This window comes from Paraburkholderia sp. Ac-20340 (assembly GCF_017104965.1).
Lineage (GTDB): Bacteria > Pseudomonadota > Gammaproteobacteria > Burkholderiales > Burkholderiaceae > Paraburkholderia.
The window spans coordinates 126,593-140,617 of sequence record NZ_JAAGPR010000002.1; the positions used below are offsets into that span (position 1 = coordinate 126,593).

General features: G+C 64.5%; 14 protein-coding genes. 5 read left to right on the top strand and 9 right to left on the bottom strand.

Annotation, left to right across the window (positions count from 1 at the left end; all coding sequences use genetic code 11):
* Positions 1-20 precede the first annotated feature (20 nt).
* Together ilvD and G3N59_RS03610 are read left to right on the top strand one after the other, a co-directional pair.
* Entirely contained in the window at positions 21-1,694 is a 1,674-nt protein-coding gene (gene ilvD / locus G3N59_RS03605) for a dihydroxy-acid dehydratase (RefSeq protein ID WP_205981180.1), read from the top strand.
* 304 nt (positions 1,695-1,998) lie between these two features.
* Positions 1,999-2,286 (top strand): c-type cytochrome, encoded by a 288-nt coding sequence (locus G3N59_RS03610; RefSeq protein WP_205981481.1) that lies wholly within the window; start codon positions 1,999-2,001, stop codon positions 2,284-2,286.
* Positions 2,287-2,295: 9 nt separating this feature from the next.
* Here the strand turns inward: G3N59_RS03610 and G3N59_RS03615 are convergent, their stop codons facing one another.
* The 3 genes from G3N59_RS03615 to G3N59_RS03625 form a co-directional block, all read right to left on the bottom strand.
* Positions 2,296-2,817 carry a DUF2486 family protein gene (locus G3N59_RS03615; protein WP_205981181.1) on the bottom strand — a complete coding sequence of 174 codons (522 nt, stop codon included), beginning with the start codon at positions 2,815-2,817 and terminating at the stop codon, positions 2,296-2,298.
* A gap of 70 nt (positions 2,818-2,887) precedes the next feature.
* Positions 2,888-3,304, bottom strand: a complete 417-nt coding sequence (locus G3N59_RS03620) for a DNA polymerase III subunit chi (RefSeq protein WP_205981182.1) — start codon at positions 3,302-3,304, stop codon at positions 2,888-2,890.
* A 31-nt stretch (positions 3,305-3,335) separates the two neighbouring features.
* Complete coding sequence (locus G3N59_RS03625) at positions 3,336-4,847, bottom strand: leucyl aminopeptidase (RefSeq protein ID WP_205981183.1); 1,512 nt, start codon at positions 4,845-4,847, stop codon at positions 3,336-3,338.
* Between the two features lie 134 nt (positions 4,848-4,981).
* Here G3N59_RS03625 and lptF point away from each other — a divergent pair, with 134 nt between their 5' ends.
* From lptF to G3N59_RS03640, 3 genes are read left to right on the top strand one after another with little or no spacing between them, the layout of a single operon-like run.
* Positions 4,982-6,082, top strand: coding sequence for an LPS export ABC transporter permease LptF (lptF, locus tag G3N59_RS03630; protein ID WP_205981184.1), 1,101 nt, complete (start codon positions 4,982-4,984; stop codon positions 6,080-6,082).
* Between the two features lie 3 nt (positions 6,083-6,085).
* Positions 6,086-7,234, top strand: a complete 1,149-nt coding sequence (lptG, locus tag G3N59_RS03635) for an LPS export ABC transporter permease LptG (protein WP_205981185.1) — start codon at positions 6,086-6,088, stop codon at positions 7,232-7,234.
* Positions 7,235-7,271: 37 nt separating this feature from the next.
* Positions 7,272-7,646 (top strand): CbiX/SirB N-terminal domain-containing protein, encoded by a 375-nt coding sequence (locus G3N59_RS03640; RefSeq protein ID WP_205981186.1) that lies wholly within the window; start codon positions 7,272-7,274, stop codon positions 7,644-7,646.
* A gap of 104 nt (positions 7,647-7,750) precedes the next feature.
* Here the strand turns inward: G3N59_RS03640 and cobA are convergent, their stop codons facing one another.
* From cobA to G3N59_RS03670, 6 genes are all read right to left on the bottom strand, one after another.
* Complete coding sequence (gene cobA / locus G3N59_RS03645; protein ID WP_205981187.1) at positions 7,751-8,515, bottom strand: uroporphyrinogen-III C-methyltransferase; 765 nt, start codon at positions 8,513-8,515, stop codon at positions 7,751-7,753.
* 48 nt (positions 8,516-8,563) lie between these two features.
* On the bottom strand, positions 8,564-9,880 hold the full coding sequence (locus G3N59_RS03650) for a GTP-binding protein (protein ID WP_205981188.1): 1,317 nt from the start codon (positions 9,878-9,880) through the stop codon (positions 8,564-8,566).
* A gap of 24 nt (positions 9,881-9,904) precedes the next feature.
* On the bottom strand, positions 9,905-10,867 hold the full coding sequence (gene cysD, locus G3N59_RS03655) for a sulfate adenylyltransferase subunit CysD (protein ID WP_205981189.1): 963 nt from the start codon (positions 10,865-10,867) through the stop codon (positions 9,905-9,907).
* A 122-nt stretch (positions 10,868-10,989) separates the two neighbouring features.
* Entirely contained in the window at positions 10,990-11,757 is a 768-nt protein-coding gene (locus G3N59_RS03660; protein ID WP_205981190.1) for a phosphoadenylyl-sulfate reductase, read from the bottom strand.
* Positions 11,754-12,287, bottom strand: coding sequence for a DUF934 domain-containing protein (locus G3N59_RS03665; RefSeq protein WP_205981191.1), 534 nt, complete (start codon positions 12,285-12,287; stop codon positions 11,754-11,756). The genes G3N59_RS03660 and G3N59_RS03665 overlap by 4 nt, the downstream gene beginning before the upstream one ends.
* A gap of 31 nt (positions 12,288-12,318) precedes the next feature.
* Positions 12,319-13,998, bottom strand: coding sequence for a nitrite/sulfite reductase (locus tag G3N59_RS03670; RefSeq protein ID WP_205981192.1), 1,680 nt, complete (start codon positions 13,996-13,998; stop codon positions 12,319-12,321).
* Positions 13,999-14,025 lie beyond the last annotated feature (27 nt).

The following is a 14,025-nucleotide window of genomic DNA, read 5'->3' on the forward strand; positions in this document are numbered from 1 at the left end:
ACACACAACGGAGCGTCCCCATGTCCTACAACCGTCGTTCGAAGCACATCACGCAAGGCGTCGCGCGCTCGCCGAACCGCTCGATGTATTACGCGCTCGGCTACGAGAAGGCCGACTTCGACAAGCCGATGATCGGCGTCGCCAACGGTCATTCGACCATCACGCCCTGCAACGCCGGCCTGCAGCGTCTGGCCGATGCCGCCGTGGCCGCCATCAAGGGCGCCGACGCCAATCCGCAGACCTTCGGCACGCCGACGATCTCCGACGGCATGTCGATGGGCACCGAGGGCATGAAGTACTCGCTGGTCTCGCGCGAAGTGATCGCCGATTGCATCGAGACCTGCGTGCAGGGCCAATGGATGGACGGCGTGGTGGTGATCGGCGGCTGCGACAAGAACATGCCGGGCGGCATGATCGCGCTCGCGCGCATCAACGTGCCGGGCATTTACGTGTATGGCGGCACGATCCGCCCGGGGCACTGGAAGGGCAAGGATCTGACCATCGTGTCGGCGTTCGAGGCGGTGGGCGAATTCACGGCCGGGCGCATGACCGAAGAGGACTTCGAGGGCGTCGAGAAAAACGCCTGCCCGTCCACGGGTTCGTGCGGCGGCATGTACACGGCCAACACGATGAGTTCGTCGTTCGAGGCGCTGGGCATGTCCCTGCTCTATTCGTCGACGATGGCGAATCCCGATCAGGAGAAGGTCGATTCGGCGGCGGAATCGGCGCGCGTGCTGGTCGAGGCCGTGAAAAAAGACCTCAAGCCGCGCGACATCATCACGAAGAAGTCGATCGAAAACGCCGTGGCGCTGATCATGGCGACGGGCGGCTCGACCAATGCCGTGCTGCACTATCTGGCGATCGCGCACGCCGCGGAAATCGAATGGAACATCGACGACTTCGAGCGCATGCGCAAGCGAGTGCCGGTGATCTGCGACCTCAAGCCTTCCGGTCAATACGTGGCGACCGATCTGCATGAGGCGGGCGGCATTCCGCAGGTGCTCAAGCTGCTGCTCGACGCGGGCATGCTGCATGGCGACTGCATGACCATCACGGGCCGCACGATCGCGGAAGAACTCAAGGACGTGCCCTCGAAGCCGCGCGCCGACCAGAAGGTGATTTATCCGATCGACCAGGCGCTCTACAAGGAAGGCCATCTGGCGATCCTCAAGGGCAATCTCGCCACCGAAGGCGCCGTCGCCAAGATCACCGGGCTGAAGAATCCGGTCATCACCGGTCCGGCGCGGGTGTTCGACGACGAGCAAAGCGCGATGGACGCCATCCTCGCCGACAAGATCAAGGCCGGCGACGTCGTCGTGTTGCGCTATCTCGGGCCGAAGGGTGGGCCGGGCATGCCGGAGATGCTGGCGCCGACTTCGGCGATCATCGGCAAGGGGCTGGGCGAAACGGTCGGCCTGATCACCGACGGGCGTTTCTCGGGCGGCACGTGGGGCATGGTGGTCGGCCACGTCGCGCCGGAAGCGTTCGATGGCGGCACGATCGCGCTGGTGCAGGAAGGCGATTCGATCACCATCGATGCGCACAAGTTGCTGCTGCAACTGAATATCGACGACGCCGAACTCGCGCGCCGCCGCGCCGCGTGGAAACAACCCGCGCCGCGTTATACGCGCGGTGTGCTGGCGAAGTTCGCGGCGCTGACGCGCCCCGCGAATCTGGGCGCGGTGACGGGTTAGGCGGCGGGCCGCAGCGGGCCTTGAGCGCTAACGCGCTGTTTCATCGGCTGAAATCGTCGGTTAGATCGCCAGAAGCGAGACAAATGGGCGCGTAGCCTGGCTGCGCGCCCTTTGCTTCTATAATGCGACGACACAGCCGGCGACCACGCTGGCGGAGACCAGCATGAAACTGAAGTCGCAAGCGAAGAACAAGACAGCGACGCCGGCCGCCCCGCTGGCTCAGATTGCAACGGTAGTGAGATCGGCAGTATGGCTATGCGCGCTGGCAGGCAGCGCCGCCCATGCGCAGAACGGCCCGGCCGCGATGGTCGCCACCAGCGCTCCAGCCGCAACCAGCATGGCAAGCGGACTCGCGCTCGCCCAGCAGCAGAACTGCATGAGCTGTCATTCGGTGACGCGCACCTTCATGGGCCCGGCGCTACGCGATGTAGCGTCGAAGTACTCGGCCCGGCCCGAAGCGCAAACCTATCTCGCGCACAAGATCATGGAAGGCAGCAGCGGCGTGTGGGGCATGGTGCCCATGCCCGCCAACACGCAATTGAGCCCCGGTCAGGCGGCCATGCTGGCGAGCTGGATTCTTACGCTGAAATAACGCAGCAACTCAGGCCGATGGCGGCGTGCCATGCGTCGCGCGCGCGTCCAGTTCCTCGCGCACGGCGGCCTTGACCCAGCCCTTGAGTTCGGTTTCGAGCGCGAGGCCAATCTCGCGCGAGACCTGCCCCACGATCCAGTGCGAATGCTCCTGCATCGCGGCACTGCAGCGCTGCTCGATCACGCCACGGCCTTCGCCGGTCAGCCAACTGAGAGCGCGCCCGCGCAGACGCTCGACGAGTGCATCCGCGTCCTGTGCATAGAGCGCGTAGGTGTCCTGCGGTGCGGATTGAGGCTCGGGTTCCTGCGCGAGCGTCGGCTCGGGCACGGCATGCGCGGCCGCCATGGTTTCGGCAGTCGCCGGCGTGGCAACGGGCTCCGGCGCGGCATCCTGCACAGGCTGCTCGACCGGAAGCGTCTGCGCCTCGTGCACCCGCTCGAACGGCGAGCGGGCACGCAACAGATTGCCCGGAACCATGATGTCGCTCAAAAGCGGGATCGGCGCCTCATCAAGATCATGCAACTCGGTCACGATCGCCTCCTTCGGATATCGATCAAACAGAAATCTCAGGCCAGCGGCGGCAAACCCTCACCGGCTGCGTTCAGCCGCCCTGCTTGTAGTTGTTCAGCGTATAACCGCGATCGCGATAGAAGCGATAACGCTCGCGGCCCGACGCCAGTTCCTCGGGCGCATCGCCGATCACTTCGAGCAGACGCTCGAAGCGCGCGAACTGCGGCGGCACCGCGGCGCCCAGATTGAGCAGCACGCGATGATGCGGCGCACGCTCGAGATCCGCCGCCAGCACGATAGGCGTCTGCGCGGCCAGCGCGTTATCGGCCATGCAGTGCGGCACGAACTCGAGCGGCGAGAACGTCCACAGCAGTTCGTCGAACGTGCGCAGGCGCGCCGGCTCGGCCAGCACGACAACCTGCTGGTCGGCCAGATACGCCTTGCGCACGAGACGGCATGCGTACATCAGCGCATCGCCCACATTGGTGTGGAAGTCGATGCGCGTCATGCTTCCACCACCATCGGGTTCAAACTCGATGTCATTGCGCCGCGCGATCGATCAGGAACTGCGCGAGCAAAGGCACCGGACGGCCCGTTGCGCCCTTCGCTGCGCCGCCCTTCCACGCGGTGCCCGCGATGTCGAGGTGGGCCCACGGATAGGCTTCGGTAAAGCGCGACAGGAAGCACGCCGCCGTGACCGCACCGCCCGGACGACCGCCGATATTGGCGATATCCGCGAAGTTCGACTTCAGCTGGTCCTGATACTCGTCGTCGAGCGGCAGGCGCCAGGCCGGGTCGCCGGCTTCGCGCGACGCGTCGAGCAGTTCGCCCGCGAGCGCATCGTCCTTCGAGAACAGACCGCTGTTGTGATGACCGAGCGCAATGACGCAGGCGCCCGTCAGCGTGGCGATGTCGATCACCGCTGCCGGCTTGAAGCGTTCCACATACGTGAGCGCGTCGCACAGGATCAGACGGCCTTCGGCGTCGGTGTTCAGCACTTCGACCGTGAGACCCGCCATCGTCGTGACGACGTCGCCAGGCTTGGTGGCGTTACCGGCCGGCATGTTCTCGCAGGTGGGAATGACGCCGATCACATTGAGCTTGAGGCCCATTTCGGCCACCGCACGCATCGTGCCCAGCACCGAACCGGCGCCGCACATGTCGTACTTCATCTCGTCCATGCCCTCGCCGGGCTTGAGCGAAATGCCGCCCGTGTCGAACGTGATGCCCTTGCCGACCAGCACGACCGGCGCGGCTTTCGCGCTGGCGCCCTGATAGTGCATGACGATGAATTGCGGCGGTTCGACCGAGCCCTTTGTTACAGAAAGAAACGAGCCCATCTTGAGCGCTTCGATCTGACGCTGGCCCAGCACTTCGACCTTGAGCTTCCAGTCGCGCGCGAGCTTCTTGGCCGTGGCGGCCAGATAGGTCGGCGTGCAGACGTTGCCCGGCAGGTTGCCGAGGTCGCGCGTGAGGTCCATGCCGTTGGCCAGCGCCACGGCCTGCTTGGCGGTGACCTTGGCGACCTTTTCTTCCGCGGCGTCCACGCTGAAGACGACGCGCTTGAGCGCGCGCTGCGTGACGTCCGGCTTGCTCTTCATCTGCGTGAAGCGGTAGGTCTCGTTGCGCAGCGCGAGAATCGCGGCGCGCACGCCCCAGTCGCCGGTGCGCTCCTTGATGGGCAACTGCGCGAGCGAGAACGTCACCTGGGCGATGCGCGTGCCGAGAATCGCGCGCCATGCGGCCCGAACCGCTTCGCCATAGGCCTTCTGGCCGAATGCATCCTGCTTGCCGAGGCCGACCAGCAGCACCCGCGAGGCGCCGATACCGGTCACTTCCGGCAGGAACAAGGTCGACCCGGGCTTGCCGTCCATGTCGCCGGCCTTGACGACGCGGGCGATCGTGCCGCCGAGTGCGCTGTCGATCACGAATGCCGGGCCGGAGAGGGTTTGCGCTTCGAAGACACCGACCACGACGCAATCCGACTTGCCGGTCAGGAAGGGGCCTTCCCCGCCTTTGCTCCAATCACAGGCTTTTATGCTAAAGTCCATCGCGCTTGTCCTCGGATAAAATCAGGGCTTAGGATGAAAGCCGCAATTATCCGCTATTTTTACCGCGGCGGCTCCTGGGCGGTAGCGCGAGCAGCGCGGCGCCCGGCGCAGGCCGCCCGCCCAGCCCATCTAGAATGATCTTCGAACGTTCCCTGCAGCGCGAACTCGCGTACACGGCTGGCGCCGTGTTCATGGTTCTGCTCACGATCATGCTGACGACGATGATGATCCGCATCGTCGGCTTTGCTGCGTCTGGCCAGATCGACCCGCGCGACGTGCTGGTCCTGATCGGCCTGACCGTGATCGGCTACCTCGCCGTCATGCTCATCGTCACGCTTTTCGTGTCGATCCTGTTTGTGCTCACGCGCTGGTACAAGGATTCTGAAATGGTCGTCTGGCTCGCCTCCGGGGTGAGCCTCACGCGCCTGATCAAGCCGATCGCCGTGTTCTCCACGCCGATCATCCTGTTGATCGTGTTCTTCGCGCTCGTTGGCTGGCCGTGGTCGAACGCGCAGAGCAAGCTGATCCGCGCACGCTTCCAGCAGCGCGACGAAGTCTCGCTGCTCGCGCCGGGCCAGTTCCGCGAATCGCCCACCACGCACCGCGTTTTCTTCATCGAAAGCATGAGCCCCGACCAGGGCCGCGTGGAGAACGTGTTCGTCACGAGCACGGAAAACGGCAAGGTCAACGTGATCGTCTCGAAAACCGGTCACACGGAAACCACCAGGAACGGCGATCGTTTCGTCGTGCTGGAAAACGGCCGCCGCTACGACGGCGAACCGGGCCACCCCGACTTCCGCATCACCGAATTCCAGCGTTACGGCGTGAAGGTCCAGAGCCAGCCCGTGGTCAATACGCCCACGTCGAGCACCACGTCCACGCCGGATCTCCTGCGCAATCCGACCAACGACAACCTCGGCGAATTCGCCTGGCGCGTGGGTCTGCCGCTGATCGCGATCAATCTGATGCTGCTGGCGATCCCCCTCGCGTACCAGAACCCGCGCCGCAGCCGCACCATCAACCTCGTGATGGCCGTGCTGATCTATCTGACCTATTCGAACCTGCTCAACGTCGTGCAGTCGCAGATCGAGCAAGGCAAGCTGTCGTTCGGCGTCGGCCTTGTGTCGCTGCACCTGATTGTGCTCGCGCTTGTCGCCTTTATTTTCTGGCTGCGTGTGCGCAACCGGCCGCTCTTTACCCGCGCGATGTTCCGCCGCGCGTCGCAGGGGAACTGACCGATGCGCATCTACGAGAAATACTTTGCGCGTCAGGTCTATCTGACGTTCATCTTCATTCTGTTCGCCTTCTCCGGCCTGTTCTTCTTCTTCGACCTGATCAACGAGTTGAACTCGGTCGGCCACGGCAACTACAAGTTCACCTACGCGGTGCTGCGCGTGGCGCTGCAGGCGCCCTCGCGGCTCTATGAAATCATTCCGGTCGCCGCGCTGATTGCCGCCATCTACGTGTTCGCGCAGATGGCCGCCAGCTCGGAATTCACCATCTTCCGCGTCTCCGGCCTCGCGACCGGCCAGGCGCTGCGCTCGCTGCTGAAGATCGGCGTGCCGCTCGTGCTGCTCACGTATCTGATCGGCGAAGTGGTCGGTCCTTACACCGATCAGCTTTCCGAGAAGGTGCGTCTGGAAGCGCTCGGTTCGGCGGTGTCGACCGACTTCAAGTCGGGCGTCTGGGTCAAGGACACGCTCACTACGCGCGCGGATGGCCAGCAGGCCACGCGCTTCGTCAACGTGGGCGAGCTGCAGCCGGACGCGACCATCACGAACGTGCGCATCTACGAGTTCGATTCGCAGTTCCGCCTTTCGAACGTGCGCGTGGCCAAGAGCGGCAAGTTCCAGCCGCCGGGCCACTGGCTGCTCAAGGACGTGACCGATACCGAACTGATCGGCGTGCCGCCGCCGCAGAACCAGCCGACCGATGCGCTCGCGCCGGTCTATCGCGCAACGCAGACTTCCACGCCCGAATATTCGCTGCGCTCGGAACTCACGCCGCAGATTCTTTCGGTGCTGCTGGTGTCGCCGGACCGCATGTCGATGTTCAACCTGTTCCGCTACATCCAGCATTTGACGGAAAACCATCAGGACACGCAGCGCTATGAAATCGCGCTGTGGCGCAAGCTGCTCTACCCGTTCGCGGTGTTCGTGATGCTGGTGCTGTCGCTGCCGTTCGCGTATCTGCATACGCGTGCGGGCGTGGTGGGCGTGAAGGTGTTCGGCGGGATCATGCTGGGGATGAGCTTCCAGCTCGTCAACACGCTGTTCTCGCACATCGGCAATCTGAATACCTGGCCCGCGCCGCTCACGGCGGCCACGCCCGGGTTGATCTATCTGGCGCTCGGGCTGCTGGGCTTGAAGTGGGTGGACCGGCACTAGCCGGGTTAGCGCAGACAGGCTCTTTGGGATCGCAAAGATGGCGATGCACGGCATGATTCTCTTCGGCCACGGCGCGCGCGACGCGCGCTGGAAAGAGCCGTTCACGCGTCTCGCGGCCAAGCTGGCCGCTTCGCGTGGCGCGGCCGGTCCCGTCGATCTCGCGTTTCTCGAACTGATGACGCCGGGCCTGCCCGAAGCCATCGACGCACAAGCCGCGCAAGGCTGCACGGTCATCACGGTGGTGCCGGTGTTCTTCGGCCAGGGCGGGCATATCCGCCGCGACCTGCCCGCGCTGATCGCGCAATGCCAGGCCGCGCATCCGCAAGTGCAGATCGATTGCGCGACGGCGGTGGGCGAAGACGATGGCGTGCTCGACGCGATCGTGCAGTACTGCCTCACGCACGAAGCCTGAAAAAAACTCCGACGTAAACGCAGAAGGGCCGCTTTTCAGCGGCCCTTCTGCTTTCTTATGGCACAACCCCCGTCTTGATTCTTTCCTGACGCAGCCTGCGTCTCTCAGGCGGCAACGAGACGGTCGTCGCTCAGATCGTCCTCGCCGGCCTGCTGCCCTGCCCGCTCGGCAAACGCCTCGCCGATCATCAGCAGGCTCGGCTGCGCCGCATCGAGCCAGTCCTGCGCCTCGCCGGCCGCCAGCTTCGCCAGCGTCATTGTGAGCGTGCGTTCGCGCGCCGTGCTGCAGGCCTCGACGATCGCCACTGGCGTGGCGCCCGGGCGACCCGCGTCGATCAACTGCTGTGCGATATCGGGCGCGCTGTCGCGGCCCATGTAGAACACCAGCGAATCGGCGTTGACGTGCTCGCGAATCTCTTCGCTGCCCGCCGCCCGCGAATACGTGGCCAGCGCCACGCTGCGCGAGACGCCGCGCAACGTCAGCGAGCGTTGCAGCGTCGCCGCGCTCGCCAGTGCCGCCGTGATGCCCGGCACGATGTCATACTCGATGCCGGCCGCTTCGAGCGCACGCATTTCTTCGTCGGCGCGACCGAACAGCATCGGATCGCCGCCCTTCAGACGCACGACGATGTCATGCTCGCGCGCCGCATCCACCAGTTGCTTGTTGATGAACTGCTGCGCCGTCGAGCGCTGGCCGCACCGCTTGCCAACCGCGATGAACTTCGCGTCTTGCGGCGCGTAGTCCAGCATCGCCGCCTCGACCAGCGCGTCGTGCAGGACGACCTGCGCCTGCCCGAGCAGGCGCGCGCCGCGCACCGTGATGAGATCCGCCGCGCCCGGTCCGGCGCCGATCAGATAGACCTTACCCATATTTCAGAACCCTGTATCGACCGGAGCGAGCGTGGAGGCGTCGGACGGTCAGGCCGTCAGCGCGCGGATCATGCCCGCAGCCACCGTATGATGCGTTGCCTCGTCGATGAGGACGAACGCGCCGGTGCCGGGGTGCACATCATACAGGTCCGCGACCAGCGGCTTTTGCAGCGTGAGCGAGACGCGGCCGATGTCGTTCATCGCGAGGTTCTGGCGATCGACGGCGTGCGACAGCGTATGCACGTCGAGCACTTCCTTGATCGCGCCGATCTTCGCGAACACCGTGCTGGTGGTCTGCTTGAGCAGGTACTTGCGCTGCGTCGAGAGCGGCTCTTCGTCGAACCAGCAGAGGTCCGCTTCGAGCTTCTTCGCCGGTTGCGTTTCGTCGTTGGCCGGCACGAAGGTGTCGCCGCGCGAAACGTCGACGTCTTCCGCCAGGCGGATCGTCACGGTCTGGCCTGCGAATGCGCGATCGACCTGCGCCGTGCCGCCCGGCACCGGTGCGATGATTTCCGCAACCGTTGCGGCGCGGCCAGCCGGCAGCACCGTGATGGTGTCGCCGAGCTTCACTTCGCCCGCTTCGACACGGCCCATGTAGCCGCGGAAGTCATCGGCGCTCGAACCGTCCTGGCGCGCGACCCACTGCACCGGGAAGCGCAGCGCTTCGCCGCTTGCCTGCGCAACCGGCAGTTGCTCGAGCACGTCGAGCAGCGGCTGGCCCGCGTACCACGGCATACGCTCGCTCAGGCCGACGATGTTGTCGCCCTTGAGCGCCGACACCGGCACGAAACGCACGTTGTCCAGACCGAGCTGGCGCGCGAGTTCGACATAGGCTTCGCGGATCAGGTTGAAGGTCGCTTCGCTGTAATCGACCAGATCCATCTTGTTGATCGCGACGATCACGTGTTGCAGGCCGAGCAGCTTGACGATGGCGCTATGGCGCTTCGTTTGCGGCAGCAGTTGCGTCACGCCGTTCTCGACCGTCACGCGCGTGGGGTCGATCAGGATGATCGCCGCGTGCGCCGTGGAAGCGCCCGTGACCATGTTGCGCGTGTACTGCTCGTGGCCGGGGGTATCGGCGATGATGAACTTGCGCTTGGCCGTCGCGAAGTAGCGGTAAGCCACGTCGATCGTGATGCCCTGCTCGCGCTCGGCTTCGAGGCCGTCCGTGAGCAGCGAGAGGTCGATTTCGTCGCCGACGGTGCGCTTGTTCTTCGCACGCGAGAGCGCCGAAAGCTGGTCGCTCAAAACGGCCTTGCTGTCGTACAGCAGGCGGCCGATCAGCGTGCTTTTGCCGTCGTCCACGCTGCCTGCGGTGATGAAGCGCAGCACGCCGAGGTCTTCAGGTTGGTGAGTCGTAACCATGTCTAATCTTTCCTCTGCGTGCTCTTAGAAATAACCTTGCTTCTTGCGCTGTTCCATCGCGGCTTCCGACGCCTGGTCGTCCATGCGCGTGGCGCCACGTTCCGTGATTTCGGTCACGGCCGTTTCAGCGATGATCTTCTCGATGTTGTCGGCATCGCTCGCCACCGGGCAGGTGCAGCTGATGTCGCCGACGGTGCGGAAACGCACCTGCGCCATTTCGCTGGTTTCGCCTTCCTTCATCGGCGTGAGCGGCGTGACCGGCACGAGCAGGCCGTTGCGGCGCACGATCTCGCGCTGGTGCGCGTAGTAGATCGACGGCAGTTCGAGCTTTTCGCGCTCGATGTATTGCCACACGTCGAGTTCGGTCCAGTTCGAGATCGGGAACACGCGCAGGTGTTCGCCGTTGTGCAGACGCGCGTTGTACAGGCTCCAGAGTTCCGGGCGCTGCGCCTTCGGGTCCCACTGGCCGAATTCGTCGCGGAACGAGAAGATGCGCTCTTTCGCGCGGGCCTTCTCTTCGTCGCGGCGCGCACCGCCGATCATCGCCGTGTAGCCGTATTGTTCGATGGTTTCGAGCAGCGTGACCGCTTGCGCCGCATTGCGCGAGTCGGTTTCGCGGCGCAGGCGCACCGTGCCCTTCCTGATCGAATCTTCGACGTGACCGACCACGAGTTCCGCGCCGATTTCAGCCGCACGGCGATCGCGGAAGTCGATCACTTCTTCGTAGTTGTGGCCCGTGTCGATGTGCACGAGCGGGAACGGCAGCGAGGTCTTGCGGTTCGCGCCCAGGCCGAACGCCTTCAGGGCGAGCGCGAGCACGACCACCGAGTCCTTGCCGCCCGAGAACAGCAGCGCGGGCTTGCTGCACTCGGCAACGAGTTCGCGCAGGATGTGGATCGACTCGGCTTCGAGCCAGTCGAGATGGTCCATGCGGTTCGCCGTGACCTGAAGCGGCGCGTTCACTGCGGAGTCGAGCGTCGTGCTCATGTTCGGAATCCTTCGTCTGATCGCGCCCCCGTTCCGGGGAATCAGGGCGCGTTACTCTGTATTCGACTTCGCGGCCGTTCGATGTCCGTTAAAACATCGAAAGCGGCGCGAAAACTTCAATCTTAGCTCGCGTGTCCGATCGGCGAAACTTCCGGGGCAGCTTCGACCACCGGAATCGCGGAAACCGACGTGATGTGCAGCCCGCATTCCTTCGTATCGCGCGACTCCCACCACCAGCGGCCCGCACGGCTGTCTTCGCCGGGACGGATCGCACGCGTGCAGGGTTCGCAGCCGATGCTCGGGTAGCCGCGCGCATGCAGCGGGTTCACCGGCACCGCGAAGGCGCGCAGGTAATCCCAGACATCGGCTTCGGTCCAGTCCGCGAGCGGATTGAACTTGTCGATGTTGCGGGCTTCGTCGCGCTCTTCCTCGTGCAGTTCCGCGCGCGTGACCGACTGCTCGCGCCGCTGGCCCGTGACCCACGCCGACACGCCCGACAGCGCGCGATTGAGCGGCTCGACCTTGCGGATCTCGCAGCAGCGCTTGCGCAGATCGACGCTCTCGTAGAACGCATTCAGGCCGTGCTGCGTGACGTATTCGTCGATGGCGTCCTGCTGCGGACGGAACTGCTCGATCTCGTAGCCGTAACGCTCGCGCACCGTGTCGATCATGCCCACGGTTTCCGCGTGCAGGCGGCCCGTGTTGAGCGAGAAGATGCCGATCTTCACGCCGCGCGACAGGATCGCGTGGGTGAGCAGCATGTCTTCGGCGGCGAGGCTGCTGGCTAGCTTGACGTCGGCGTGACGTGCGGCGATCGAATCGAGCAGTGCGTCGAGGCGCTCGATCTTCGCTTGCAGGTCTGCGGTGACAACGCTTGCGGCGGTGCTCATGCTGCTGCGCCCGCTTGTGCTGCACGGCGGCGGAACAGCGGCGACGGCTCGTCGAACGCGCCCTGGTATTGCACCGTGAATTCGGTGAATGCCTTCAGTGCGTCGTTGATATCCTTGTCGGCGCGCAGTGCGTAGGCGTCGAAGCCGCAGCGCTCGTAAAAGCGCAGCTGGTCGCGCAGCACGTCGCCGATCGCGCGGATCTCGCCCTTGTAGCCATAGCGCTCGCGCAGCAGACGCGCGATCGAATAGCCGCGGCCATCGCGGAACACCGGGAAGTCGATCGCGATCAGCGCGATGTTGTCGAATTCGGCGACCACGTCGGCCGGTTCGCTGTCCGGCGCGAGCCACACGCCCAGTTCGTCCTTGCCGCGCGCAGCGAGCGCTTCGCGGTTGGCCTGCCAGTACGCGAACGGAACCAGCACCTTGCCCGCCGGCAGCGCGGCCACATCGGGCAGCACGCCGTCTTCGGCGGCACGCACGACCTGCCAGCTGTCTTCAACGATCTCGCGGTTTTTGATGATCAATGCCATTGCTTAACTCTCGTATCTCGTTGCGGGCGGATCAGGCGTGGGCCGGCTGGCGCGAGGCGTACACGCGCTCCTTGAACGGGGCCATGCCGATGCGGTCGTACGTGTCGATGAAACGCTCGCCGTCGATGCGGTTTTCGACAAACGTGTCGATCACCTTCTGCACCACGTCGGGCATCTCTTCCGCCGAGAACGACGGGCCGATCACGCGGCCAAGGCGCGCGCCGTTGGCGCCGGTGCCCTGCTCGCCGCCGAGCGTGACCTGATACCACTCCGAACCGTCCTTATCCACGCCCAGCACGCCGATATTGCCGACGTGGTGATGACCGCACGCATTGATGCAGCCCGAGATGTTGAACGTCAGGTCGCCCAGGTCGTAGACGAAATCGAGGTTGTCGAAACGCTCCTGGATCGCCAGCGCGATGGGGATCGACTTCGCATTCGCGAGCGAGCAGAAGTCGCCGCCCGGGCACGCGATGATGTCAGTCAGCAGACCGACGTTTGCCGTCGCGAAACCTTGCTCCTTGGCCTTTTCCCACAGCGCAAACAGGTCGCGCTTCTTCACATCGGCGAGGATCAGGTTCTGCTCGTGCGAGACGCGGATCTGGCCGAACGAGTATTCGTCGGCCCAATCGGCCACGGCTTCCATCTGCTTGTCCGTGGCGTCGCCCGGCGCGATGTTGCGCGGCTTGAGCGAGATCGTCACCGACGCATAACCCGGCACGCGATGCGGACGCGCATTGCGCTCGACCCAGCGCGCGAAGGCGCGGTTTTCGAGCAGATGCTTTTCGTAGGACGTATCGGTATCGGCGAGCTTTTCGTAGGCCGGCGGCACGAAGTACTGCGCCACGCGGTCGACTTCAGCTTGCGTCAGCGTCGAAGGACCGTCCTTCAGGTGCTGCCACTCTTCTTCCACTTGCTGCGCGAACTTCTCGGGCGAAAGCGCCTTCACGAGAATCTTGATACGCGCCTTGTAGAGGTTGTCGCGGCGGCCGTAGCGGTTGTACACGCGCAGCACGGCTTCGCAGTAGGTCAGCAGATGCTGCCACGGCAGGTTGCGCTTGATGATCGCGCCGATGATCGGCGTGCGGCCCAGACCGCCACCCGCGAGGATGCTGGCGACCACTTCGCCCTGCTCGTTACGTTCGAGGTAGACGCCCAGATCGTGGATCTGCACGGCGGCGCGGTCTTCCTTCGAACCCGACACAGCGATCTTGAACTTGCGCGGCAGCCACGCGAATTCGGGGTGGAACGTCGACCATTGACGCATGATCTCGGCCCACGGGCGCGGATCGACGACTTCGTCGGGCGTCACGCCTGCGAACTGGTCGGCGGTGATGTTGCGGATGCAGTTGCCCGACGTCTGGATGCCGTGCATCTGGACGGACGCGAGCTTGGCAAGGATTTCAGGCGTTTCTTCGAGCTTGATCCAGTTGTACTGGATGTTCGAACGCGTCGAGAAGTGGCCGTATTCGCGGTCGTGTTCGCGGGCGATCTGGCCGAGCATGCGCAGCTGATCGCTACGCAGATTGCCGTAAGGAATCGCGACGCGAAGCATGTAAGCGTGACGCTGGTAGTAGAGACCGTTTTGCAGACGCAGCGGGCGGAACTCTTCTTCGCTCAATTCGCCCGACAGGCGGCGGCGAACCTGGTCGCTGTATTGCGCGACGCGCTCGTCGACGATGGTCTGGTCGTACTGATCGTATTGGTACATTCGGGGACCCCAGGGTTGTATCAATCG